Here is a 25,152-nt window from a genome sequence, read left to right on the forward strand (position 1 = left end):
TAGCGCACCCTTTGTTGTAAGATTGTTTTCTTCGAGAAAAACAATGCAAAACAAAGGAGGCACCACCATGAGTAAGGATAATGTTATTTCTCTTGAGAATACAGAGGGGAAAGGCGATGTCTTGACTGGTTTGTTGAGATCAGGGGCAAGAGAGTTGATTAAGAAGGCTGTTCAGGCTGAACTGACCGAGTTTCTTTCTCAGTATCAGGATAAGACAGATTCTGAAGGAAGACCGTTGGTAGTGCACAACGGTTACTTGCCCCAAAGGGAGATTATGACGGGCATAGGCCCTGTTGATATCAAGGTTCCTAAGACCCGAGACCGAGGCAGACAAGGGATTCACTTTCGATCAGAGCTGTTACCTCCGTATATCAAGCGGAAAAAGAGTGTAGAAACAGTATTGCCCTGGCTTTATCTCAAAAGAATCTCAACGGGTGATTTTTCAGAAGCTCTGGCGGCGTTATTAGGGAAGAATCCAAAAGGTTTGTCTGCGGGGGCAATCAGCCGCCTCAAACAATGCTGGGTTAATGAGTATGATGGCTGGCGTACAAGAGACCTTTCGAAAGAGAGCTATGTTTATATCTGGGCAGATGGCATTTATTTCAACATCAGGAGTGATGATGCGAAACAATGCATTCTGGTCATCATTGGTGTGACAAGTCGAGGGAAGAAAGAGTTTCTCGCCATTGAAGATGGCTATCGAGAATCAGAGCAGAGCTGGGCCAAGGTTCTACTCAACCTCAAGAATCGTGGGTTCAGATCACCCAGGCTAGCTGTGGGTGATGTGGTATTGGGTTTCTGGAAAGCAAAAAGGAAAGTCTTTGCTCAAATCCGTAGTCAACGTTGTTGGGTACATAAGACGGCAAACATCCTCAACAAGCTCCCAAAACACAGTCAGGGAAAAGCAAAACAATATATCATGGACATCTGGATGGCAGAAACCAGAGAGAATGCAGAGAAGGCGTTTGATCTATTCATTAAAACATATGAACTCAAATATCCGAAAGCAGCCCAGTGCCTTGAAAAAGATCGCGAGGAACTCTTAGCCTTTTATGACTTTCCTGCTGACCATTGGCCACATATTAGAACCAGCAACCCGATAGAATCAACCTTTTCTACGATTCGGTTGAGAACCAAAAAGACCCGTGCCTGCGTCAGTAGAACAACCATACTGACCATGGTTTATAAACTTGGAGTGAGTGCAGAAAAAGGCTGGCGAAAACTGAGGGGATTCCGGCGATTAGCCGATGTTGTCAATGGCGTCAAATTTATTGATGGAGTAATGAGGAAACTATCAAACTTCAAAGGAACGCCGCATAATCATGTTCCCATACACCACATTTGACTTTAACTCAAAATCAACTAACTTAACGCTTTATTTATATCATTAATTAACTTTTTACCTTGTATTAAACATAGTGAAAACAAGCAAAAACATCATAATATTGACAGGAACTGACCAACGTCATCAGTTTTTCATACAGCATTTGAACGCACATTTTTCTATCTCTGAAGTCTATCTTGAAAAGAATAATTACTCTAAACCAAAACCTAAATCAATAGAAGAATCTATTGCCTGGAATTGGTTTTTTGATAACAGAAGACAATACGAGAGCAAACAAATTCTAGGGTCAAAGCAACTAATACCAAAAAACTCACCAAAAGTTAATTATATAGAAACAGGTGATTTCAACTCTCCTGAAATCATCTCTAAAATAGAAGATTCTAAACCTGGGTTTATTGCTGTATTTGGAACAAGTTTATTTAAAAATAATTTTCTAAAGATTTTTTCTAATATATTATTTAATTTACATATTGGAGATCCCGAGTTTTACCGTGGGTCATCTTGTAACTTTTGGCCTATTTACGAAAGACAACTTAAACATATGTCTGCAACTATTCACCGAATAGACAATAGAGCCGACACAGGAGACATTGCTTATAAAGAGGCAATAAAATTAAGCAGAAAAGATAATGAACAAATATTACTTTTTAAACCTTTGAAACTTGGAGCAAAGCTCATGATAAAAACAATTAAAACCTGGCAAAAACAAAAACTTAAAACTATTCCACAGAAAAGAATTGGAAAGTTATATAAAAAATCAGAGTTTACTCCGACAGTAGTTTTAGAATTAAAAGATATGGTTGAATCAGGTGAACTTAATAAACATCTTCAAAGTTATGGAAAGTAAAATCGAATCAACTTTAAGCATTACAAAATCTACTACTTAAATAATATGACTAACAATGCAATTATAAAAATATATATATTTCTTTTTATATTAATATTTTGGTTGGTTTTGGCGCTTTATGTAGAGCTGGCTATTGCGCAGGAAGATGAAAATGAGAAATTTGCTAATGCGGGATTAATCAGTATCTCAAACAAATATAACTTATCAGAAAAAACAAATACGATTATCTTCAGAATTAAAAATAATACAACTCGCACAATCAAACAAATTTATGGGTGGATTTATATCCACAAACAAAATCCAGAAGACAAAGGAAATAGTTTTACACTCGCTAACAACCCACATAGAGGTGGTAATATTATTAAAGGTCAACCACATTCACCCGGAACTATTTCTGAATGGAGCTTTCCTTTACTTAATAGGCTTTCAAAGGAAAGCCAACAAATGAAATATTCTTTAAGAGTACATCCTCGATCTATTTTTTTTTCACGTCTTGAAGAAAAAGTCAACAATGAAAATATTGAGTAAATCACCTAACATATTTAATCATTCAAGGTGAGACATATTAGACAGGTTGACTAAATAAGGTAAATAGGGAATTAGATATGAGAATATTATACTTTTTCACTTTTTTCTAAAAATGATGATTTAATAAGCAACATTTTCTTAATTTTCCTTACTATAATGAAAAATTTTTATTCGTTATACTTAAAATATATTTTTTTAGGTTTTTTAATTTTTTCGATAGGCTGTACAAACTCTCACCATGTTATTATTAATCCTTCAATACCGGTTCACAACTCCATAATTGGAAGTAATATTCCTGTAGGTATAAAAGTAATTGACGTACGCTCTAGCAATATCATTTCGAAATGGCAAGGCGGTTTTAAAGTAAGAAAGTTTACAGTCACTTCACAAGGAGACTTGAAAGACATTTTTACAACCCGAATTCGCCAGGGATTAACAAAACTAGGCTTCTTGCCTAAAAAATTTAATCCTGCAATTAAAAGGTCATTAAAAATTGAAATTTTGGGCATAAAAAGCCGTTACCAGATAGCGCATCCCAAAATCAATATACGGGTCAAAGTCGTTTTAAGAGCAACCTGCATGAATCAAAGAAAAAGATTCAGCAAAAGCTTCACCTCAAGGAAAAGTCGAAATGGAATCAGCCCTGCAAGCTTCCCAAATGAAAGCCTTTTAAATGATACGATATCAGAAACAATGGGAACAATATTCAGCGATTCTTCCTTGATTACCTGCCTCACAGGAAATTCGCAATTATCTCGCACGTAATCCTATAACTATTTGTTTTATTAATAGTTATATATTAAATATTCCAGTTTCACAGTGTTTTTATTTAAAAGACTTTAATTATATGCCTTAAATCTTTTTATTTTGTAGTACCGACTGTATAGTTTAAAGGAGTGCACTCATAATCAAAATTTTTCCTTTTGCTTTGGGGATAATAGGTCGATAAACCTATAGTTGCTTTTATGATATTTCACCCCTTATAAAAGGATAATTTATTAGGTGACCAAATTCACAAATCCTTAAAAAGGTAAAGAATAATGGAAAATATCTTGAGCTCGGTTGCTGATAGTAGTGATGTTATTTTTGTGATGATTAGTGCGGTAATTGTTTTTACTATGCAAACTGGTTTTGCTTTACTTGAAGTAGGCACTGTTCGAAAAAAAAGCCAAGTAAATGCATTAGTAAAGATTTTAGTCTATTTTGCGATTTCAATACTTATTTATTACGCCATTGGCTATGGAGTCGCATATGGACTTTTTATGTTTAAACCGGCCAGCAAATTGCTTACAGAAAACCAAGGCAATGAACTCGTTCACTTTTTCTTTTTGTTAGCATTCGCCTCCACTATTCCTGCAATTATCTCTGGAGGAATTGCAGAGCGATCTAAGTTAGGTACGCAAGTATTAGCCGCATGTATTTTTGTCGGCATTGCCTATCCTTTATTTGAAGGAATGGTTTGGGGGCAAATATCTTTTCTCGGGCAGGAAGGCTCATGGTTAACAGGGCTAACAGGAGGTATACCTTTTCATGATTTTGCCGGTTCAGTAGTTGTTCATTCCATGGGTGGTTGGATTGCCTTAACTGCTGTAATAATACTTGGACCTCGTTTTGGAAGATGGGATTCTCAGGGCCGTAGTCGCCCTATTCCTATTAGCAATGTTCCTTTCATGGCGTTAGGTAGTTGGATGCTTTGCCTAGGCTGGTTTGGGTTTAATGTAATGTCAGCCGCAACATTGCAAGGAATATCAGGCTTAGTAGCCATAAACTCGCTATTCGCTATGGCCGGCGGGATTATTGCAGCTCTTCTGATTTCCAATAATGACCCAGGATTTATTCATAATGGATCCCTAGCAGGTCTTGTTGCTATATGTGCGGGTTCAGATCAGGTTCATCCATTTGGTGCGCTTATAATTGGTGCAATGGCAGGAGTTATTTTTGTAAAGGGATTCATCTGGGAACAGGAAAAGTTAAAGCTTGATGATGTATTAGGTGTTTGGCCTTTACACGGCATAGCAGGTTCATGGGGTGGAATAGCGTGCGGCATCTTTGGACAGGAGGCATTGGGGGGTTTAGGTCAGGTAAGTTTTCTGGCACAACTGATTGGAACGCTTGTTGCCATTGCCATCGCTTTGTTTTTTGGTTTTGTTGTCTATAAAATTTTGGACAAAACAGTTGGAGTCCGACTGGGAAAAGAAGATGAGCAAAAAGGCTCTGATCTTGCCATCCATAATATTGAATCATATCCGGAAGAATCTACCAGTAGGTTTTTATGATTAATTATGCATTAAAAAAGGTTTTTGTTTTCTTCTTACTCTTGCCCCTCTTTGCAATAGCAATCCCAGTTATTGCAAAAGAAGATGCCATTAAAAAATTTAAAAAAGCCGCAGAAGCAGATCCTAAAGACTATGCTCCTCACTTTGGCCTGGGGCAGGCCTATCACCAAATGGGTCTCTATGACAAAGCAATTGCAGAATACTTGAAGACAATTGAGCTGGAACCCCTGTTTGCCGCAGCTCACAGCGGTTTAGGTACCAGCTATGGTGCAATATCTAAATACGAAGAGGCCGTTGATGCCTTCAAAGAAGCCACTCGTTTGGGACCCAATTATTCAGATGCACAATTCGGCCTGGGCTGGAGCTATGCGCAATTAGAAGAATATGAAAAAGCGGTCATTCCTCTCAAAACAGCACTAAAAGCCAAACCCCGAATGGTTGTCGCACATTTCACTCTGGGGCAAGTCTATTCAGCCTTGGGTGAGTACAACGATGCCGTAAAACATTTCAAAAGAGCGCTGGAAATATCTCCAATTTATCCAGATGCCTATTTTCAAATGGGTGCTAGCTTTACCAGACAAAACAAATATGATGATGCCGTACAGGCTTTTAAGGACACCCTGAAACTGAGCCCGAATTATTTCGAGGCTTATGTCGGTATAGGTCGCGCCTATATCAATTCAAACAGGAATGAAGAGGCCATTGGGCCATTAAAAAATGCTATTACTATTAACCCGGGGTTTGCAGATTCATATGAAAGGTTGGGAGCCGCTTACCAGAACCTGGGCATACACGATAAAGCATTACCGGCTTACCAAGAGTTTGCTCGAATCGATTTCAGGAACCCGGTCGCTCACTTTAAACTTGGGGTAGCCTATTCAAGACTTGATAGAAAACTTGATGCCATTAAAAGTTTCCAGGAAGCCTTGCGATTGAATGAAGATTTCCCCGAAGCACACTTTAATATGGGATGGTTATATCAAGAACTGGCAGAATCAAATAAAGCGTTAGACCAATACAAGAAAGTTGTTTCCATAGACCCTGAAAATCTGGATGCATTTTTTAATATGGGGGAAATTCATCAATCCTATGAGCGTTATGAAGACGCGGTCACAAACTTTCTTAGCGTTACAAGTCTGGACCCAAATCATGTTGAAGCGCATGTTCACCTTGGCTGGAATTACGCAAAAATGGATCTTCCTGAAAAAGCCCTGGAGGAATTTAAATCCGCTCTGGAAATCAACCCTGACCGTGAAGAAACCTATTACAAACTGGGGGTCACCTATGGCGACCTTGGGCTCTTTGCAAAAGGGCTTGATTCCCTGGAAAGAGCACTCAAGGTGAACCCCAACCACCTTGATACGTTACTGCAACTGGGAAAATTCAATTCAATACTGGGAAATTATCAAGAAGCCACAAAACATCTTAATAAACTCCTAAAAATCGCACCGAACTATAGTGAAGTGAGGCTGTTATATGGCAAGAGCTTGGTAGAGTTGAATCAGTTTGAGAGCGCTTTACCCCATTTAGAAAAAGCCGTTATACAACAACCCGAATCATTTGAAGCACAGTTCTACTTGGGGCTAACTTTGATCAGACTAAATAGACCTCAAGATGCCATAGCTCCTTTACAGAAGGCCGTAAAGATCAAACCTGATTCCTCACTGACCTTTAATCATCTTGGTCAAACCTACCAGGAGCTTGAAATGTATCCTGAGTCCATTTACTCCCATAATCAAGCCACCCGAATAGAACCAAACTTTACAGATTCCTATAATAAGCTGGGAGCTATATACACTAACCAGCAAAACTATGAAATGGCCATCAAAATGTTTCGTGGAGCAATTCATTCTAATCAGAAATTTGAGGCTGGTTATTTCAACCTGGGAATGGTTTACGAGATCCTCGGGCGCAACACTGAAGCTATAGATCAATATAAAAAAATTCTGGCTTTAAACCCTAAACATGAAAAAGCACTATTCAATATGGGGTGGGTATTGATTGATGAAAAACGCTTTATGGAAGCCATACCACCCTTCCAACAGATTATAGATTTAACTCCAGAAAGCACGAACGCTCACTACAGTCTGGGGCTTGTTTATGATAATCTCCATCGTTTTCAAGAAGCACAAGACAAGTATCATCGAGTACTTCAATTAGATCCAAATCATTCAGGTGCCTATGAAAGACTGGCCTTGAACCAAAAAGCCATGGAAAATGCAACAGCTTCAGCTCAAAAAGATGTCTTTCCCAAAGAACTTGATATCATTCTCGTCCCCTAAAAATTTTCCTGATTTAACATAAGCAACTCACAAACCGGGGATTTAGCTTTACCTCCAATAGTATCTAATACCAGCTCAACAACTGTTTCCAATAAGATAGTGACTCCTGATTCTAAAGGGGTTACCCAATCCAAGCTTTTTCAATAAATAAGTTGACAGTAAATCCTTTAAACTTATATACTTCGGCCTCCAAGAGGGATTCGGGAAACTATCCATAAACCATGAAAATATAAGACTCTTATTTTTTCTCCTGAATCCGGCTATTTTTAAATAAATCGGTAAGCAAAGACTTACTGATTTTATTAATTTCGTAAAGGTTTATCCCATGGAAACCAACGAGACCGCTACCGAAGAGATTGAACAAGAAGAGGTTGATCTTTCTCCGACTGAAGAAATACTAAATAACCTTCCTGACGATTCGCGCAGTCACCTTATCCCGACATTGCAAAAAATTCAGGAAACATACAGGTATTTGCCTGGCCCCGCTATGGAATTAGTCATGGAATTTCTGAATATCAGTCGTGCGGAGATATACGGAGTTATATCATTTTACCCACAACTTCTTATCAATGAACCAGGTAAATACATTATTAAGCTCTGTTACGGCACGGCTTGTTTTGTAAAAGGGGCTGCAATTATCAGTGATAAAATTCATGATTGTTATCACATTGGCCCGGGTGAAACAGATAAATCCAAATTGTTCACATTACAGACTGCTTCCTGTCTTGGTAACTGTGGGGCCGCTCCGATGGCTATCATTGGCGAAGACACGCATGGAACTATAGACCCTGAAAAGACACTGGATCTTCTGGGCGAGTACAAGTTAGAAGATGACCCGGAAACCGAGGAGGCACCAGCTTCATGAGCACCGTTCCCCAAAAAGATTGCAACATAGATATTAATGGAAAAAAGGTTTCTGTCCCTGAGGGCACAGTTGTTCTTGAGGCCTGCAAACAGAATGATGTGCCGGTTTCTAACCTTTGCTACAACAGGAAACTTAAACCATTTGCGGGTTGTCGAACCTGCATGGTTGAAACAGTGGTCGATGGCAAAAAAGAACTGGTCTATTCATGCACCCAGCCAGTTTGCGATGGAATGGAGATCAAAACCGCAACCGAAGAAACCAATCGCTACAATAAAGCCTGCCTGGAGATGTTATTGGTCGAACATCCCCTGGACTGCCCAATTTGTGATAAGTCGGGAGTTTGCCCTCTTCAGGACAACACGGATATGCTGCAACTATTCGATGGCCGATTTGAGATCCAGAGGCGCAACGAGCCCAGCATTAAGTCAAATCCTATAATAGAATTCTACCTCAACCGCTGCATTATGTGCGGATTGTGTGTTCGTGCTTGCGATGAAATCCAAGGTGTACAGGCCCTGGATTTTCACAAACGTGGCATGAGCGTAGGAATTGGAACTGCCAATGATGAACCCCTCGACTGTGAGTTTTGCGGTCAATGTATCACAGTCTGTCCCACGGGTGCTTTGATGGATATGACATCTCAGGCAAGAGGGCTGGCAGCCATGTTCACCAATACACATACTACCTGTAATTATTGTTCCTGGGGTTGCACCATTACATTGGAAAGTAAAAAAGGCCAGGTTGTCCGTATTGAAGCAGATGAAAGTTACGATGTTGGAATCAACGAAGGCAACCTATGCGCCAAAGGTCGTTTGGGCCATGGCATCATCCACAATGATCAACGAATTGATTCCCCTCTGATGAACATGGGGGGAAGTTTTCAGGAAGTAACCTGGGAAGAGGCTCTGAATACCATAGCCGATCGTATGCAGACAACGGTAAACCGAAGCGGAGCAGACAGTCTTGCAGGAATCGCCTCTGAGAAGCTCACCAATGAAGAGAATTTTCTTTTTCAGAAGTTATTCCGAAGTCTGATTGGTTCTACTCAAGTCACTAACCTGGCCAACTTAAGGGCACCGTATCTGAATCAGTTCATGTTGAACTGTTTTGAGAATGGTATTACATCACAGCCCATCACTAAGCTCCAGGAAGCGGATGTGGTTCTGATTTTCAATTCCGACCTGCCCTCTGAGTATCCGGTAGGGGGAAATTCAATCCGTTTTGGCACGATCTTCAAAAATACAGATATCTTAATAGCCAATCCTCGAAAAGTCGTATTTGATAGTAAGGCTCAAATTGATGTCCGGATGACTTACAAGCATGGCACCGATTTGGCCGTTGCTTCCAGATTGTCTCGCATCATGATTGATAATAACCTGGTTGATACAGGTAAAGCACAGTCTGCAATTCCCAACTATAACGAATGGGTACAATCTTTATCTGAATACACAGCTCAATCTGTAGAACAAATTACAGGTTTACCGGATGACGTTCTTACCCGTGCTGCGGAAAGGTTTGCAAGGGACGCAGACCGTTTTGTAATTGTTGGGAATGATATTCTTGACACGGGTCAGGGTGAAGAAATTCTTAATGCCCTTCTCAATCTTTGTACTCTGGTTCAACATGGAAGCACTGGTAGTGTGAGCGTCTATCCCCCAAGAGAGCATTGCAACTCACAAGGCGTTAACGATATGGGCTGCACTCCGGAGTTTTTACCAGGATATCAATCTATCAATGACGCGTCTGCTCTTGAAAGATTTGCCGGAGAATGGGGACCCTTGTCTCTTGGAGAAACAAATCTTGCTGGTGACTTATTCCAAAACTGTATAAATGGGTCTTTAAAATTCCTTTTTATCGCCGGGGAAGACCCTGTCCAGTCCTACTTTAAACCACAGTTGGTTAAAGAGGCTTTACGTACCGTCCCATTTTTGGTTGTCACGGATGTATTCATGACCGAAACTGCAGAGATGGCAGACCTTATTCTTCCCACATCGACTTTTGCGGAGAAAGAAGGCACCTATACAAATATGTCGCGACATGTCCAACGTTTAACTTCAGCTGTGATTCCTCAGGGTTCCTCCAAACCAGACTTTGATATATTGATTGAATTGGCAGACGCACTGGGCAAACCCTTTAAAAACAAAGATATTTCAAGTGTACAGCAGGAAATATCAAATGTCAGCCCAGCTTACAAAGGTGTTTTTCCGGGAGACAAGTCTGTCCAATGGGTACCAGACTCCACAAATACAGCGCCAAAATTCCATAACAATAATAATGGTGTTGAGCAAAATAATAATGGAGGTGGCTATCCTTTCACATTGCAAACAAACAACCACATGTTCCATATAGGCAGTTATACGCAACACGCTAAAGCATTGGTTGATATTGGGCCTGAGTGTATTGCAGAAATACATCCTGATGATGCAAAAAGTTTGGGAATTGGAACAGGTGATCAAATTGTTGTTGAATCTACAGCAGGAAAAGTAGAAGTAAAAGTCAAAACAAGTAGAGTGACCAGTAAGGGAATGGTATATATTCCCAAAAACTGGACAAATGTTCCTGTCAGCTCATTGCGAAATGGGGAAGAAGGTTTAATCAACGTAAAGATTTCTAAATCGGGCTAAGACTAATTCAATTTTACCTGACTCCCAGGTTAATAAATCACTATGGCAGACTTAAAAGAAAATTTACACACCGATCATATGGTCCTGAATATGGGCCCTTCGCACCCGGCTACACACGGGACCGTTAAGTTTCTCCTGACGCTTGATGGAGAAACCGTGGTCAACCTGGAAACCGAAATTGGTTATCTGCACCGTGGGTTTGAAAAAATGTGCGAGAGCGTAACCTACTCGAATGTTTTCCCGTATACAGACAGGTTGAACTATTGCTCTGCCATAATGAACAATATTGGCTTTGCTCTTGCTGTAGAAAAGCTCTGCGATATTGAAATAACTGAGCGGTGCAAATACATCCGTGTGGTCACTAATGAGCTTGCAAGAATTTCAGACCATTACACGAATATTGCTGCTGCTGCGCTTGAACTGGGAGCATTAACAGCATTTATTTATTTTGTTGAAGCCCGTGAAATTGTGTGGGATTTACTGGAAAAGGTTTGTGGCGCACGCCTGACATCAAACTACATCCGCATAGGTGGCTTGATGTGCGACTTGCCACCAGGTTTTGATGAGGATCTAAAAGCCACTTATCCCAAACTCGACTCATTGTTTGATGACGTGGACTATTTGCTCACCAAGAACAGGATATTCCTGGATCGTATGCAGAACACGGGTGCTATACCGGTAGAAAGCGCTATCTCATGGGGCTTTACCGGACCCTGCCTGCGAGCCAGTGGTGTCGATTATGATGTCCGCAAAAATCATCCCTATCTTTGCTATGACAAAATTGACTTTGATATTCCACTAGGTAAAACCGGCGATAATTTTGATCGTTATCTGGTCCGAATGGAAGAAATCAAGCAAAGCTTCAAAATCATAAAACAGGCAATGAGAGACATGCCAGATGGTCCAATTAATGTTGCAAACCCATATTTAAGGAACCCGGCGAAGCCTGATGTCTATTCACGAATGGAAGAAATGATTGCCCATTTTAAAATGGTTATTGATGGGCTCAAGCCACCGGTTGGGGAGGTCTATTTTCCAACTGAAGCCGCAAATGGTGAGTTGGGCTTTTATCTTGTTAGCGATGGTTCAGGAAAACCCTACAAGTGTCGTGTGCGCCCCCCCTGTTTCACCATGACCTCCGCAATGGGTGAAATGTGCACAGGTGGAATGCTTGCAGATATCATCCCCACCTTTGACATGATTAACATGATAGGCGGAGAGTGCGACAGGTAAAAACAGCCTTAGCATCTATCATTTCTTCCCCACATCTTCCTGTTTCACCTACACTCCATTTATGACTAAATTATTAAAGCTGGCTTTTCTACTATTCGGGTGCCTGCTTTTAGGCTGGGCTATCAAATCCGTTGATCTGGAAGCCATCCCGGGCCTGCTCAAACAACTTGGAGGTGGTTTTTTAGTCGTCCTGATTTTGTACGCCGGGGTAACCTGGCTGGACACACTATCCTGGAAATGCAATTTTCGTCCTGAAGAAACCGGTCTCTTTTCAAATTGGGAGTTGTGGCGGATCCGGCAGATTGGCGAAGCCTATAATGTGATCACTCCATTTGGAACATTAGGTGGAGAACCTTTAAAAGCCCAGCTTCTAAAAGAACATCATGGACTCCGTTTAAGGCAGGCAATCTCTTCTCAAATAGTTTCCAAAACTACTTTTCTTACAGGTCTGATACTGTTCTTCATCCCGGGGATCATCATGATCTTGAACTCTTCTAAAGTTTCAGATGAGTTCAAAAATATAAGCCTTGCTGGAATGGGAATACTTTCTACCAGTATATTTTTGTTTTTTGTTTTTCAGGTCACAGGAACACTTGGAAAAATCTGCCATTGGATTGGCCAAAAAATAAATATGCCCGACCTGAAACACAATCTAAAAAAAATAGAACATCTAAACGAGCTTTTCTCAGGTTTTTATCGCCTGTATCCTGGGCGAGTGATCAAGGCAATTGTGCTGGCTTTTCTCGGCTGGGTGCTGGGACTGGGGCAAATGTTTGCAATCCTTTATTTTCTAGGTTTTCAGGTCAGCGTTTACGAATTATGGATCATCGAATCACTTGCCCAACTGGTGAAAATAGGTAGTTTCATGATTCCACTGAGCATCGGTGCTCTTGAAGGAGGGTTGATTATAATATTCACGTCAATGGGCTACACTGCCAACCTGGGATTAACCGTGTCGCTTGTAACAAGAATTAAAGATTTGATTTGGGTAGGTCTGGGGCTGTCATTAGATGGGAAAATACATTTCTCCAACAGGCGTGAAACCGATCAGAAATAGTTCTATTTGGCGAACAACCGTTCTTCTCGGCTCAATAAAGAGTTTTGTATCAGGCTCTCCGGAGCTAGAATGTATCTCTGGAGACTCCACGATCGCGCCCTCTTCCACCAGGAGTTCTTCCTAAAGATGTTGTAAAAACATCTCCTTGCTGGACCAGTCCATCATGTTTAGTGCGAATAGTTCCAATTCTATTTTTCTCAATTTCTCTAGCCGCTTCGTCAATCAGATCCTCTTCTTTTTTAGCAGCCTTGTTAGCTGTCTTGGCACCATCTTTATTCTCAACACCTGCTGCTTCTGCATTCGAAGTTGGTTCTGTGGATTCACCATCACCCCCACTAGAAGTTTCCTCATCGAGTTCTTCGGCTTCTTTCATGGAACTTTTAAAGTTTTTGATACTCCGCCCAAAGGCAGAGCCAATTTCTGGCAACTTTCCAGCCCCAAAAATGATCATAATAATGACCAGAATTACCATTAACTCAGGAAAACCTATTCCCATCATAAGCTTTTTCTCCTTTTGACTGATCTGATTGAAACCCAGTCTATCAAAACAAATGCTGAATTGACAGGTATTTAGTCAATTACTTTTCACAAATTAAGCTGAAAAAGAACCAAAACCGGGGCCAATTCGACTGGCAATTGAAAAGTTACCCCAAAAATTAAACGGGAACCCGAAGAGTTTCAGGTTCCCGATCAAATTATTGAAAACTGTTCTAGTGTCCTAAATGCCCATTCAGAATTTTCGACTTTAAAAGCTTTTCTTTATTTTTGCCACTTGCTTTTTTTTTGGCAACAGCAAAATGTTTGGTCGCAACTCCGTGCTGCCCTAATTTGTCATAAGAAATTGCTTCATTAAAGTGGATTTCCCCAGATGATCCATCAATTTTCGATGCCTCTTTAAAATGTTTTAGGGCTTCATCAAAATGTCCCATCCCCCAATGTTTTATACCTTCATTATTATGCATTTTAGCATCTGCATTTGCTTTTTCAGGCAATTTCATCGGTCCCTCACCAGCAATAGCTATCAGAGGAGAAGAAATCATAAATAAGGCAAATAAAACTGAAATTATGGTTCGCATATCATAACTCCCAAAATAATAAGTTTTCAATTACATTTAAATATTGTACCAAGCTTAATCTTATTATGCATAATTATAGTTCATATTGTATCTAATAAAGCTCTATTCTAATATTTGACCCGGCCTGACAATAAGTTTATGATAAAATGCCTTTATTAAAGTATTGTATTTGATGATTTTTTGCCCGTTTTTTCATGTCTGACGAAAAAAGTGTTGATATAGAAAAGTTAGTTGCAGATAAAACTGTCAGGGGTGTGGCAGATGTAAGACTCGAGTTGGAAAATAAAAAACTCGGCGATGGAGAAATTACCCGCCTGGCCAGTATGGAAAACCTTTCTGAAGTGACCCACTTGGAGTTGGGAGAAAACTGCATCAGCGATTCAGGGTTGTCAGCACTGTGCCAATCTCCATACATAAAAAAATTAAAATCATTAAATTTAAAATCTAATAATCTTACTGAAGCAGGTGCTCAACATTTGGCAAACGCATCAAACCTGGAACAGTTGGAACAACTGATATTGAAGTTTAATCGCATAGGAGAAGAAGGGGCAAAATATTTAGCGGAGTCAGACAATCTTGTTAACCTGACTACCTTAGATCTTTTCCGCAACCGAATAGGTGAAACAGGCGCTAAAGCCATTAAATCCTCTAAAAATTTTAAAAGGGTGAGCCGTCTCAGGCTTGATTAACTACGAATGGACTTATCCAGAGCCTATCCCCGCAGTCCAAAAGAAAAAATGGCAGGCTTGGTCCAATTGGCAAGAATGATAGACAAAGCCAGGGCCTTCAAGGAGAACAATATTGCCGATTATATTTACCCCTGCCCGCTTGATAAAATTATCTTGAACTTCCTACGAATTGATTCCGATGCATTTGCAACAAAAGCAGTGGAATGTGGAGATGATGAAATTTGTGCATGGTCCGAGGATATGGTTAAAAATAAAAAGGCCCAAGAAATAGATTTTATCAATGACCAGATTCTTGAACGAAGACCGGATTCAGAGGATCGACTAAAATATTTTAATGAAGTTCGCAACAGGATTGACCCTTCCAGGACAGACATTAGCACTTGGGTCGAACTGTTAGATCTTGAAGAAGGTCGCTTTCCACCTAAATAAATTCTTTCAACTTTTAACCCATTCAATAACCATTTCTTTCCAGAAAACCATCCCCGCTTTACGTAGAACATGAAAAAATCACTCAAAAACCAGAAACCCGCTAGATCAAAAAAGAAAAAGGAACGCTCCAAGTTTGTAAAGATTTTCCTGGTAACGTTTTATTCTCTCACTCTTTTTGGTTTGATAGCAGGCTTCATAGGAGCGGGCTTCATATATTTTCACTACTCTAAAGATCTTCCTGATGTTCGTGAATTAAAGAATTATCATCCAAGCACCATCACTCAGATTTATTCGAGCGGCGATGAGAAAATTGCCGAATTCTATATAGAAAAACGCATCATGATTCCTCTTGAAGATATTCCCCTGGCCTTGAAACAAGCCGCTCTGGCCGTAGAAGATTCAAACTTTTATTATCACTTTGGAATTGACCCAAAGGCTATATTCAGAGCTTTTATAACCAACCTGAAAGCCGGGCGTGTGGTTGAAGGTGGCAGCACTATCACCCAGCAATTATCCAAAACACTGTTTCTGTCACGTGAGCGAACATTAACCAGAAAAATCAAAGAAGCTATCCTGGCTGTCAGACTGGAGCTGGTTTTCACAAAAGATGAAATACTCGAAATGTATCTCAACCAGATTTATTATGGACATGGCAGTTATGGAGTTGAAGCAGCCTCGCGTACTTATTTTGGGAAAGGAGTTGCCGAGATTTCTATTGCGGAATGCGCCATGATTGCAAGCCTTCCAAAGGCCCCTAATCACTACTCTCCCTATAAGGATCCGGAACGGGCAAGAAAAAGAAGAAACCATACAATTCGTAGAATGGCCTACCTTTCATTTATTTCAAAAGAAGAATCTGAGCAGGCCATGAATGAGGAGTTTCACCTCGGTGAAGTTACAGATATGCTCAATAGAGCCCCTTATTTTGTGGAACATATTCGTCAGTTTCTCCAGGAGGAGTATGGAGCTAGTAAGCTATATCGTGGTGGCTTAAAAGTTTATACAACCCTGGACATCGATCTTCAGGAATCCGCACAGAAATCTGTCATCGAAAACTTGAGAGTTGCAGACAAGCGCTATGGCTATCGGGGCCCAATCAAGACTCTCTATCTATCCCGGGGAGAACTGGCTTTGCAGGAGACCCTTGTTAAATTAAACAACTTTGACAAGGGAGAAAGCATTACGGAAGGGAAAATAATAAAAGGTGTGGTTATGTCTGTGGATGAAAAGCAGGCAGAAGTTCTCTTAGGGCCCGATCAGGGCACTATTGACATTCTCGATATGAACTGGGCAAGACCCCCCAATACCCGGTTGGATGGAAGGTGGAGTAAAATACATAGACCCGGGGAAGCTCTTTCTCCTGGTGATTTAATCTGGGTGAAACCTATAAGGTTTGCTGATAGCGGGTGGGCACTTGCCCTGGAACAGGAGCCTGAAGTTGAAGGGAGCCTGGTAAGCCTGGATCCTAAAACCGGTCAGATTAAGGCAATGGTAGGTGGTTATGACTTTTCAAAAAGCCAGTTTAACAGAGCAGTACAAGCAATTAGACAACCCGGGTCTGCTTTCAAACCCATAATTTATGCCGCTGCCATTAATGAGGGCTATTCCCCTTCCAGCATCATCATCGACTCGCCAATAATTTTTAAAGAAAAAGAAGACGCGTTTGACAGATGGAAGCCTGTAAACTTTGAGGAAAAATTCTACGGTCCAACATCACTCAGAACGGCCCTCACACATTCTCGAAATGTTGTGACGGTTAAACTTATGCAGAATATCGGGATTAAAGGAACCATCAAGCTGGCAAAAAAACTGGGTATATCAAGTAATATGGAGCAAAACCTATCAATTTCACTGGGGTCCTCGGGGTTAACATTGTTTGAACTCACATCTGCATACTCAGCGTTCGCAAACAATGGAAACTTGATCAAACCCAGCGCTATCAGGAATATTCAAAACCGGAAGGGAGAAATTTTATACACTTCCAATCCCGAAATTTCACAACCAATTTCTCCAGCCGTTGCTTATACCATAACAAGCTTATTACAAAGTGTTGTAGAACACGGAACAGGTAAGAAAGTGAAAGCATTAAACCGGCCCGTCGCAGGTAAAACAGGCACAACAAATAATTATGTTGATGCCTGGTTCATGGGTTACACCCCGGAGCTGGTAACTGGTGTATGGGTGGGCAAAGATAAAGATGAGCCTTTAGGTAAAAATGAAACCGGATCCCGGGCAGCAATACCAATTTGGCTGCAATATATGCAAGATGCTCTTATTAACAAACCTGTAACTAATTTTCCGGTTCCTCGGGATATTCAATATTTAAGAGTCCAGCCGGAAACTGGCGAACCAGCAACCTTCAACGAACCTGGTTCGACATTTGAAATTTTTTCACAAGACCACCTTCCTGAGAATGAAGAACCCTTTATCGAAGATGTTTTTGAGGATACATTTTGATCTTTGAACGATCTAGTTTTGCTGGACGATTTTTTTTCTTTTCACGGTTAATGCAAATATATTTTTTTCTGAGTCACCAGATGGCAGCAAAGTCGTTTTACCGGTAACCCCTGGAAAGCTTTTAACATTTCTTAAACTTTCCAAAAATTTTATCCGGTTATCTGCTCCCGCCAATATATTTTTAATTACGATATTTGCCGCATCAAAAGCCTGAGCCGATAAGTTTGTAGGCTCCTCACCAAAGTTGGTTATAAAGTTCTCTACAAACTTTCGGACTTCTATCTGATGAGAATCTGGATAATAACCATCAACAAAATAAACCGTCTTTAAATACTTGCCTCCCATTCTGACGAGCTCTGGAGAGTTCCAGCCCTTGGCACCAAGTAAAACAGCTTTATTTATGTTATAAAAAGCCAGCTGTGGAATGATAAGGCCTACTTTATCATAGACACCTGGAATAAAGATTGCGTCATAGCTCAACTCCAACGATACCTTTAGTTTTTCCACATCATCCCCAGACCAATGCCCCATATCTATAAGAGGCCTGGATAAAGTTGAAGAGTCGCTGAAGTCTGGCATAATACGATCTTCTAAAACCATTTCCCGGGCAATCTTATCGAGATCATCATCTTCAACTCCCCCCAATTCCAGAATCTGTTTTTTAAAATCATTTTGGGAACGGTCATAGCCGGCAATAGCAACTATCTCCCCACCTAATGACTCCACTTCATTTATAAAAGTTTCTTTTAATTCCAACCCAAATGGTTCATAAGGATGCAGAACTGCAAACCTTTTCAGGTGAAGGGTATTAACAGAATATTGCGCCAAAAACTTTGCCTGGATCCTTCGGGTCAAAGCATTTCGAAATAAAAATGGATTTTCATCAACAAGCCCATTTGTTGATGCCGTAGGGGAAAAAACAGGAATTTGCTTCTTTCGTGCCATCTCACCAGCAACTTTAACCTCATCGCTTAACAGCGGACCAATAATGCCTACAACACTTGGAATATCTGATACCTCAGATATAATTTTACTAATTGATACCTGGCTGCCAGAATCTCTCACCTCTAGCGCAAGTTTTTCCCGGGCCTGAAAAGGAAGTTGGTTTACAGCCAGCTGAATTCCCTGCAACACCCTTTGACCTGTTAAGGCAAGTTTTCCAGTTAGCGGCAGAACAACACCAATTTTAATTTTGGTTCCTGCATCTGCCTCGACATTATTTATCCGAGTTTCCATCTCACCTCTAAGAGGATGGCCTGGAAATAATTCAATAAAATTTTTCAAGGTTGCCACGTAATTTGATATATCTCCTGCGGCACGAGCAATAGAAACCTTTCTTAACAGCAGGAGGTCCACAGGAAATCCTGTACCTAGCTTTTGAATCAAATTAGAAACCTTGTCTTCGCCAAGTTTATCACTGATCAAGTCTTTAGCGATCGCTTCGACATTATTACGAATATCTTCATTTTCATTCTGCGTATACACTTTTCTTAACTTGATAAATGCTTTTTCAAAGCTCATTCTCCCGACATCTATCCGGGCCAAATGAATCAATATATTCCACTTACGCTTGTTGTCTGTTGTAGATCGCAAAACCATTTTGAACATGGATTCAGCATTATCGTAGTCCTCCAATTCGTAATAACAAACAGCCATGTTAAACCGTGCTGAATTCGCCCATATTGAACGCGGATAATTTTGCAAAAGTATCTGGTAAAAACGAATTGCAGTGGAGTAGGATTTATTCGCCTGGTCAACTGAACCAAGGCGATAAAAAGCCTGATGACTTCTTTTTCCTGATGGGTTTTGGGACAAGTATTCATGATAATAAGGCTTGGCCTCAAGAAAGTCCCCAGCGTGAAACAAGTGTTCAGCCTGTAAGAAGGGATCCCCAATAGACTCAAGCTGCTCTGACATATCTGTTCCCCGGAGGGATTCAGGCTCCGCATAGGCCAGCCCGTAAAAACCAAGATAGCAAAGCAAAATAAAATTAAAAATTTTCTTTTTCATTAATACAATTTTATTCAATACTTAATCTTTAGACTTACTTTTTAACTTATGTTTCTCAATACGGTATCTCATCGAACGAAAACTAAGATTCAACGCTTCAGCCGCCTTATTTATGATTCCATCAGAACGCAATAAAGCATTAGCTATCATTCTCTGTTCTATCTGATCCAGAGTTTGTTCAAGGTCAATATTGCTCTGGTCTAACTCAGGAACGCTGACTTTATCAAGAGGTATTTGTCCAAGAAGCTCATCAGGAAGGCTGACTTTACGAATATTCACCTCAGTTTCAAGAACAACGGCCCTCTCGATTACGTTTTCCAGTTATCTCACATTCCCGGGCCATGAATGGCGTTCAAAAACTTTCAATGCATCAGGGTCTATACCCTGAATATAAGTTTTATTATGCCTGGCATTATATTTATTAATAAAGTGATTTACGAGTTCAGTAATATCCTCCTTTCTTTCTCTAAGAGGAGGTAAGTGAAAAGGATAATTTTTTCTATTTCCATTAAAGTGAATGGCTTTCGCTATGAGTTCTTTACCCGTACCACTTTCTCCGGTGATCAATACCGTTGCCTTGCTCTGTGAAACTTTGTCCACCAGATCAAATATTTTCTTGATCGATTCGAATTTACCAATGACATTCGAAACCTGAAAATGATCATTCAATGTATTCTTTAATAGCCTGTTTTCAGCAGTCAGCCTCCTTTTGTCTAAAGCATTTTTGATAATTAATTGGATATCTTCTATCTTGAAAGGTTTGGAGATATAATCATAGGCACCTTTCTTCATAGCGATCACAGCAGTTTCTGCAGAGGCGTAAGCTGTCATCATCACAACAGGAGTATCGGGGAGTGTATCTTTGGCCGCATCCAATACATCTATTCCACTGGAGCGACCCATACGAATATCGGTCAGAATCAGATCAAATTCATTTTCATGAATTTGTTTGATGGCTTTTTCAACACTTGAGGCAGTGACAACTTGATAGCCTTCCTCTTTAAGCATGATAACGAGGAAGTCCCTCAAGCTTTTTTCATCGTCCGCAACAAGAATGGAATTCATAATTAAAATTCTTTCGCCATTCTTACCGGCAAGTCAATAAAGGTTCATGAAAACCTATGCGAAATTCAAATGATCCTGGGAATAGCCTTATCAACGATTAAAAGTTTCCGCATAGAGCTTTAAACGAAGAGCATTAAGTTTTATGAATCCATCGGCATCGTCCTGGCTATAACCATGACTCTCTTCAAAGCTAGCTATATTCTGGTTATAGAGCGATTTTTCGGCCTTCCTGCCTGTGACAATACAATTACCTTTATATAATTTCAACCTCACCTCACCCGTAACATTAGCCTGAGCGTGATCTATGGTTTGTTGGAGTAGCTCCCTTTCAGGAGAAAACCAAAAACCGTTGTATATCACCCTGGCATAAGTGGGAATCAGGGAATCCCGTAGAAAAGCAATCTCTCGGTCTAAAGTTATGGATTCAACCGCCCGATGTGCCTCGTGCAAAATAGTTCCACCAGGAGTTTCGTAAACTCCGCGCGACTTCATACCTACAAAACGATTCTCTACAATATCAATACGTCCTATCCCGTTTTCACCACCATACTGATTGAGCCGATCCAACAAAGTTGCGGGACTCATCCTCTCCCCATTTATTGCAACTGGGTTTCCCTGTTCATACGCAATCTCAATATTAGTCGGCTTATCCGGAGCACTTTCAGGACTCACTGACAATAAAAACATATCATCGTGAGGTTCGTACCAGGGATCTTCCAACACACCTCCCTCATAACTGATATGAAACAAATTGCGATCTGTACTATAGGGTTTGTCTTTTGTAACTGGAACTGGAATTCCATGTTGCACAGCATAATCAATTAAAGCAGTCCTTGAGTTAAGATCCCATTCACGCCAAGGCGCAATAATTTTTATCTCAGGATTAAGGGTATGGTAAGCCAGCTCAAAGCGGACTTGATCGTTGCCCTTGCCAGTCGCGCCATGTGATACTCCATCGGCCTTCTCTTTGTTAGCTATACGTATCTGCTCTTTGGAAATCAATGGCCTGGCAATTGAGGTTCCCAAAAGGTAGTTGTGCTCGTAAAATGCATTGGCTCGAAGCATGGGGAAAACAAAGTCTTTGACAAACTCTTCCCTTAAATCTTCAATATATACCTTGCTGGCTCCTGTTGCTATAGCCTTCTCTCTGACAGGTTCCAACTCCTGCCCCTGCCCCACATCTGCGGCAAAAGCTATAATCTCACATTCATATTTTTCCTTAAGCCATTTGATAATGACGGATGTATCGAGACCTCCCGAGTAGGCCAATACAATTTTCTTAATTTTTGATGACATAACCTTTTTCTTTCAAGTTAGAGAACCTAATAATGCTTCAAAATTCAGACAAGAGTCAATTTAAGTAACAAGGGCATATTGGGCAGCCCCCAGCAGCGGAGTCGATTCATCCACCACCACTTTCACAGGGATATTTGAAAGATAGCTTTTGAACCTTCCTTTCGAAAGAAATGCCTCCATAAAACCACCTTCATGCAACAAGGGAATGATCTTCGGAGCTATACCTCCGCCAAGATAAACCCCACCCTCTGATAAATATTGCAACGCTAAATTTCCTGACAGCGCTCCATATAGAGATATATAAAGCTCAACTGTTTTCTCACAAACAGGTGAGTTTTTTGCGATAGCTTTTTCGACAATAGTAGCTGGATAGTCAATAGATCCACTTTCATCATGTTTTGTCTTGAAAAAACTATATATATCCAATAAACCTGGACCAGACAATACGCGCTCGATACTAACCCGCGAATATTTTTTTTGCAGAAAAAACAGAAGCTCTGTTTCCAGCTCGTTTCTGGGAGAAAAATCACAATGTCCTCCTTCAGAACCCAAAACAGTATGCTTCCCATTTTCACCGGGAACCACGAAAGCCTGCCCCAAACCCGTGCCAGCCGAAACCACCGCCATCATTGCCTTATTAACCGGGTTTCCTTTCTGGATCACCTCAAAGGATTCCGCACTCAATAAAGTAATCCCGTATGCCGTAGCGACCAGGTCGTTGATCAGCAAAACCGATTCTACCTTCAAGCATTGTTTAATGCTCTCGGATTCAACCTGCCATGAAAGATTGGTCAGCTTGCATTTCCCATCAACTACCTGACCCGCCACACCAAAGCAAGCCCTACTAATTTCCGTAGCATTATCTGCTAAAAATACATCCAGCACCTCTTCAATACCAGAAAAGTTTCTACTTTCATAACGACTTTCTTTAACCGGTACCTTGCCATCAAAAAGGGCCAGCTTTACCTTTGTACCTCCAATATCACCAGCCAGAATCATTGTTTCACTTTAAAAAAGACCGGATGCGCTCGTCCAACGCGTTCTGGTCTTTGGTAAAAGACTGTAGCGCCGACTGTGTCATCAAGTCATCAAGCGCAACCGACTCTGGCCAATCGGAAAGATCAGGAATTTTTCCATGGTCTCGCATTTTCTTTAAATCTTCATCGCTAAAGTCATGAAAAAGGTTTACCTTTTCTGCCATTCGGGCAAGTTCATCGCCCTGCATGGAGTCTAACTGAGGATGGGAAACCAATGTATTCACAAAGTTCTCAAACTCATCAGGCAATTCCCAAAGTCCAGAAAAACGTTTCGCAAAATCACTTTGTGAATCAATGCCCGGTTCAATTTCATCATCAATATGAGATACAATTTGCTCATTAGACTTGCCAGACTCCTGAAATTCCTTCATAGCCTTAGGGGGGATGGTCAAGACATCCAACCCAGCCAGAAAAGCTACCTGCTCACCATTTCTGATGCTGGCTGCAATCAAGCGCGAACTTACATCTTTATGCTGATCGCGTGCAGACATCAAAGCACGTTGTGTCGCTAAAGTCACTTTTTCGCCCACCAATTCACCCGACCCCGCCTTATGGTCTATAACCACCTGGTTCAACCTACCAAGAAATACATTTACAAAGTCGGGGTTGGCCAAACGTGCGGCCAAATAGTTTTGTCGTACTGAAAATCCCAATGTGAAATTGATGGGAATATTTTCCTTTCTTAAAGCGCGAACTGCTAAATACCCTTCAGGAGTTAATGGTACTTTAACAGTAAAATACTCTGGGCAAACATTGAAGTACCTTCGACCAAAATAGAGAGTGCGCTCAATACTGCGGGACACAGCCGGGTGCAATTCGACACTGACCTTAACCTTGAAAGCCTGAACCAGGCGCAGAGCAATCTTACAATTAATAACAAAACCCACTTCGAGGATCATTTCTTCGTCAGACAACTCCAAGCCTTCCTGTTTAATTTTATGGATAGTGTCTTCAATAACCTTATCCATAATTCCACTTTGTACTACCTGGTTTGCCAGTGTATTATTTGTGGTCAAAGCTGTAAGTTCACTCTTCCAGATTTCCTGAGCTTTTTCCAATTCACCCGTATCAATCCACAACTCACTACCAAGTGTGTTCAACCTTGCTAATAAAGGGTCCGACTCACTCCCGGGTGACTCGCCTTCAATTTTCTCAAAAGCCAACCCATGCAAAACCTCTTCCAGCTTTTGACTCAAAGTATCCATATAGTTATCCTTTCTAAATAACCACATTATGCCCCACTCAAGAAAGCAAGAGCGTGGTTTTAGTCCCATCAATGAGACTATCCTCTATTCTCACTTAAAACCGGGTTTTCCCAATAGTTTGAACATATTCTTTTTATAAAACTCAACACCAGGTTGATCAAATGGGTTCACCCCATTCAAATAGCCGGTCATTGCAACCGCCCTCTCAAAAAAATAAAATATCTGGCCGAGAGAAAATGGAGTTCGGTCTTTGATTTTCAACGTCATGTTTGGGACACCGCCATCTTTATGCGCACTCGCCGTGCCCTGCCAAGCCTTATCGTTTACTGTATCCAGCGTTTTACCGGCGAGGTAGTTTAAACTGTCTATATCATTTTTTAAAGCAGGTATTTTCAACTGCCGCCGTGAGTTTTCAAGTACCAGAAAAGTCTCAAAAATATTTCGCATTCCCTCCTGAATCCACTGCCCCATTGAGTGAAGGTCTGAAGTGAATTCAACACAAGCGGGAAATATTCCTTTCAAATCTTTTCCCTCACTTTCACCCGCCAACTGCTTCCACCAGTCTGCCAAATAATGAAACGCAGGCTGAAATGTAGCCAATATTTCAGTGGTTTTTCCTTTTTGATAAAGTAGATGCCTTATAACGGCGTAATGGTATGAATCATTAACATCCAAATCAGGATTTGAATACAATGATTCGGCCAAACAGGCTCCTTCCACCAATTCCTCAATATTTATTCCAGCCACTGCCATTGGGAAAAGCCCCACAGGAGTCAATACCGAATATCGACCTCCAACATCGTCTGGGATCACAAAAGTCTTATAACCCAC

The 25,152-nt window shown here is 40.8% G+C and carries 21 protein-coding genes and 1 pseudogene; 13 read left to right on the forward strand and 9 right to left on the reverse strand.

Annotated elements, in window-relative coordinates:
• Window positions 1–67: 67 nt before the first annotated feature.
• From F3741_10925 to F3741_10970, 10 genes and pseudogenes are all read left to right on the forward strand, one after another.
• Window positions 68–1,282, forward strand: a pseudogene (locus F3741_10925) (IS256 family transposase).
• Window positions 1,283–1,445: 163 nt separating this feature from the next.
• Entirely contained in the window at window positions 1,446–2,192 is a 747-nt protein-coding gene (locus tag F3741_10930; protein ID MZG31292.1) for a hypothetical protein, read from the forward strand.
• A 45-nt stretch (window positions 2,193–2,237) separates the two neighbouring features.
• Complete coding sequence (locus F3741_10935) at window positions 2,238–2,720, forward strand: hypothetical protein (GenBank protein MZG31293.1); 483 nt, start codon at window positions 2,238–2,240, stop codon at window positions 2,718–2,720.
• A gap of 156 nt (window positions 2,721–2,876) precedes the next feature.
• Window positions 2,877–3,485 carry a hypothetical protein gene (locus F3741_10940; protein MZG31294.1) on the forward strand — a complete coding sequence of 203 codons (609 nt, stop codon included), beginning with the start codon at window positions 2,877–2,879 and terminating at the stop codon, window positions 3,483–3,485.
• A 275-nt stretch (window positions 3,486–3,760) separates the two neighbouring features.
• Window positions 3,761–4,996: an ammonium transporter gene (locus tag F3741_10945; protein MZG31295.1), complete on the forward strand. Its 1,236-nt coding sequence runs from the start codon at window positions 3,761–3,763 to the stop codon at window positions 4,994–4,996.
• Window positions 4,993–7,278 carry a tetratricopeptide repeat protein gene (locus F3741_10950; protein ID MZG31296.1) on the forward strand — a complete coding sequence of 762 codons (2,286 nt, stop codon included), beginning with the start codon at window positions 4,993–4,995 and terminating at the stop codon, window positions 7,276–7,278. The genes F3741_10945 and F3741_10950 overlap by 4 nt, the downstream gene beginning before the upstream one ends.
• Before the next feature lie 325 nt (window positions 7,279–7,603).
• On the forward strand, window positions 7,604–8,143 hold the full coding sequence (locus F3741_10955; GenBank protein MZG31297.1) for an NAD(P)H-dependent oxidoreductase subunit E: 540 nt from the start codon (window positions 7,604–7,606) through the stop codon (window positions 8,141–8,143).
• Window positions 8,140–10,767 (forward strand): molybdopterin-dependent oxidoreductase, encoded by a 2,628-nt coding sequence (locus F3741_10960; protein ID MZG31298.1) that lies wholly within the window; start codon window positions 8,140–8,142, stop codon window positions 10,765–10,767. The genes F3741_10955 and F3741_10960 overlap by 4 nt, the downstream gene beginning before the upstream one ends.
• A 42-nt stretch (window positions 10,768–10,809) precedes the next feature.
• A complete protein-coding gene (gene nuoD, locus F3741_10965) occupies window positions 10,810–12,000 on the forward strand; it encodes an NADH dehydrogenase (quinone) subunit D (GenBank protein MZG31299.1) in 1,191 nt (396 codons plus the stop codon).
• Between the two features lie 61 nt (window positions 12,001–12,061).
• Window positions 12,062–13,057, forward strand: coding sequence for a flippase-like domain-containing protein (locus F3741_10970; GenBank protein ID MZG31300.1), 996 nt, complete (start codon window positions 12,062–12,064; stop codon window positions 13,055–13,057).
• Between the two features lie 64 nt (window positions 13,058–13,121).
• Here the strand turns inward: F3741_10970 and tatA are convergent, their stop codons facing one another.
• Window positions 13,122–13,556, reverse strand: a complete 435-nt coding sequence (gene tatA, locus F3741_10975) for a twin-arginine translocase TatA/TatE family subunit (protein ID MZG31301.1) — start codon at window positions 13,554–13,556, stop codon at window positions 13,122–13,124.
• A gap of 211 nt (window positions 13,557–13,767) precedes the next feature.
• Window positions 13,768–14,133 (reverse strand): hypothetical protein, encoded by a 366-nt coding sequence (locus F3741_10980; protein MZG31302.1) that lies wholly within the window; start codon window positions 14,131–14,133, stop codon window positions 13,768–13,770.
• A gap of 194 nt (window positions 14,134–14,327) precedes the next feature.
• Here F3741_10980 and F3741_10985 point away from each other — a divergent pair, with 194 nt between their 5' ends.
• The 3 genes from F3741_10985 to F3741_10995 all read left to right on the forward strand — a co-directional run bounded on the left by F3741_10985 (window position 14,328) and on the right by F3741_10995 (window position 17,708).
• Complete coding sequence (locus F3741_10985) at window positions 14,328–14,822, forward strand: hypothetical protein (protein MZG31303.1); 495 nt, start codon at window positions 14,328–14,330, stop codon at window positions 14,820–14,822.
• A gap of 6 nt (window positions 14,823–14,828) precedes the next feature.
• Complete coding sequence (locus F3741_10990; GenBank protein MZG31304.1) at window positions 14,829–15,251, forward strand: DUF5069 domain-containing protein; 423 nt, start codon at window positions 14,829–14,831, stop codon at window positions 15,249–15,251.
• A gap of 69 nt (window positions 15,252–15,320) precedes the next feature.
• A complete protein-coding gene (locus tag F3741_10995; GenBank protein ID MZG31305.1) occupies window positions 15,321–17,708 on the forward strand; it encodes a PBP1A family penicillin-binding protein in 2,388 nt (795 codons plus the stop codon).
• Window positions 17,709–17,720: 12 nt separating this feature from the next.
• Here the strand turns inward: F3741_10995 and F3741_11000 are convergent, their stop codons facing one another.
• The 7 genes from F3741_11000 to F3741_11030 all read right to left on the reverse strand — a co-directional run.
• The gene (locus tag F3741_11000; protein MZG31306.1) at window positions 17,721–19,718 is read right to left on the reverse strand and encodes an ABC transporter substrate-binding protein; all 1,998 of its coding nucleotides are present in this window, start codon (window positions 19,716–19,718) and stop codon (window positions 17,721–17,723) included.
• A 21-nt stretch (window positions 19,719–19,739) separates the two neighbouring features.
• On the reverse strand, window positions 19,740–19,997 hold the full coding sequence (locus F3741_11005; GenBank protein MZG31307.1) for a hypothetical protein: 258 nt from the start codon (window positions 19,995–19,997) through the stop codon (window positions 19,740–19,742).
• 42 nt (window positions 19,998–20,039) lie between these two features.
• Window positions 20,040–20,783 (reverse strand): sigma-54-dependent Fis family transcriptional regulator, encoded by a 744-nt coding sequence (locus tag F3741_11010; GenBank protein MZG31308.1) that lies wholly within the window; start codon window positions 20,781–20,783, stop codon window positions 20,040–20,042.
• Window positions 20,784–20,873: 90 nt separating this feature from the next.
• Window positions 20,874–22,079 (reverse strand): argininosuccinate synthase, encoded by a 1,206-nt coding sequence (locus F3741_11015; protein MZG31309.1) that lies wholly within the window; start codon window positions 22,077–22,079, stop codon window positions 20,874–20,876.
• A 60-nt stretch (window positions 22,080–22,139) separates the two neighbouring features.
• Window positions 22,140–23,078: a glucokinase gene (glk, locus tag F3741_11020; GenBank protein ID MZG31310.1), complete on the reverse strand. Its 939-nt coding sequence runs from the start codon at window positions 23,076–23,078 to the stop codon at window positions 22,140–22,142.
• A gap of 4 nt (window positions 23,079–23,082) precedes the next feature.
• Window positions 23,083–24,321: a transaldolase gene (locus F3741_11025; protein ID MZG31311.1), complete on the reverse strand. Its 1,239-nt coding sequence runs from the start codon at window positions 24,319–24,321 to the stop codon at window positions 23,083–23,085.
• Between the two features lie 90 nt (window positions 24,322–24,411).
• Window positions 24,412–25,152 (reverse strand): glucose-6-phosphate isomerase (locus tag F3741_11030; GenBank protein ID MZG31312.1); only part of this gene is annotated, 741 nt, incomplete at its 5' end.

The sequence above is a fragment of the Nitrospinota bacterium genome (assembly GCA_009873635.1).
Classification (GTDB): domain Bacteria; phylum Nitrospinota; class Nitrospinia; order Nitrospinales; family VA-1; genus LS-NOB.

Coding starts and splice junctions, on each gene's coding strand:
- F3741_10950 (MZG31296.1), top strand. CDS start 4,993: ATGATTAATTATGCATTAAAAAAGGTTTTTGTTTTCTTCTTACTCTTG.
- F3741_10955 (MZG31297.1), top strand. CDS start 7,604: ATGGAAACCAACGAGACCGCTACCGAAGAGATTGAACAAGAAGAGGTT.
- nuoD (MZG31299.1), top strand. CDS start 10,810: ATGGCAGACTTAAAAGAAAATTTACACACCGATCATATGGTCCTGAAT.
- F3741_10940 (MZG31294.1), top strand. CDS start 2,877: ATGAAAAATTTTTATTCGTTATACTTAAAATATATTTTTTTAGGTTTT.
- F3741_11010 (MZG31308.1), bottom strand. CDS start 20,783: ATGAATTCCATTCTTGTTGCGGACGATGAAAAAAGCTTGAGGGACTTC.
- F3741_10980 (MZG31302.1), bottom strand. CDS start 14,133: ATGCGAACCATAATTTCAGTTTTATTTGCCTTATTTATGATTTCTTCT.
- F3741_10960 (MZG31298.1), top strand. CDS start 8,140: ATGAGCACCGTTCCCCAAAAAGATTGCAACATAGATATTAATGGAAAA.
- F3741_10945 (MZG31295.1), top strand. CDS start 3,761: ATGGAAAATATCTTGAGCTCGGTTGCTGATAGTAGTGATGTTATTTTT.
- glk (MZG31310.1), bottom strand. CDS start 23,078: ATGATTCTGGCTGGTGATATTGGAGGTACAAAGGTAAAGCTGGCCCTT.
- tatA (MZG31301.1), bottom strand. CDS start 13,556: ATGATGGGAATAGGTTTTCCTGAGTTAATGGTAATTCTGGTCATTATT.
- F3741_10990 (MZG31304.1), top strand. CDS start 14,829: ATGGACTTATCCAGAGCCTATCCCCGCAGTCCAAAAGAAAAAATGGCA.
- F3741_11025 (MZG31311.1), bottom strand. CDS start 24,321: ATGGATACTTTGAGTCAAAAGCTGGAAGAGGTTTTGCATGGGTTGGCT.
- F3741_11000 (MZG31306.1), bottom strand. CDS start 19,718: ATGAAAAAGAAAATTTTTAATTTTATTTTGCTTTGCTATCTTGGTTTT.
- F3741_10995 (MZG31305.1), top strand. CDS start 15,321: ATGAAAAAATCACTCAAAAACCAGAAACCCGCTAGATCAAAAAAGAAA.
- F3741_10970 (MZG31300.1), top strand. CDS start 12,062: ATGACTAAATTATTAAAGCTGGCTTTTCTACTATTCGGGTGCCTGCTT.
- F3741_10985 (MZG31303.1), top strand. CDS start 14,328: ATGTCTGACGAAAAAAGTGTTGATATAGAAAAGTTAGTTGCAGATAAA.
- F3741_11015 (MZG31309.1), bottom strand. CDS start 22,079: ATGTCATCAAAAATTAAGAAAATTGTATTGGCCTACTCGGGAGGTCTC.
- F3741_10935 (MZG31293.1), top strand. CDS start 2,238: ATGACTAACAATGCAATTATAAAAATATATATATTTCTTTTTATATTA.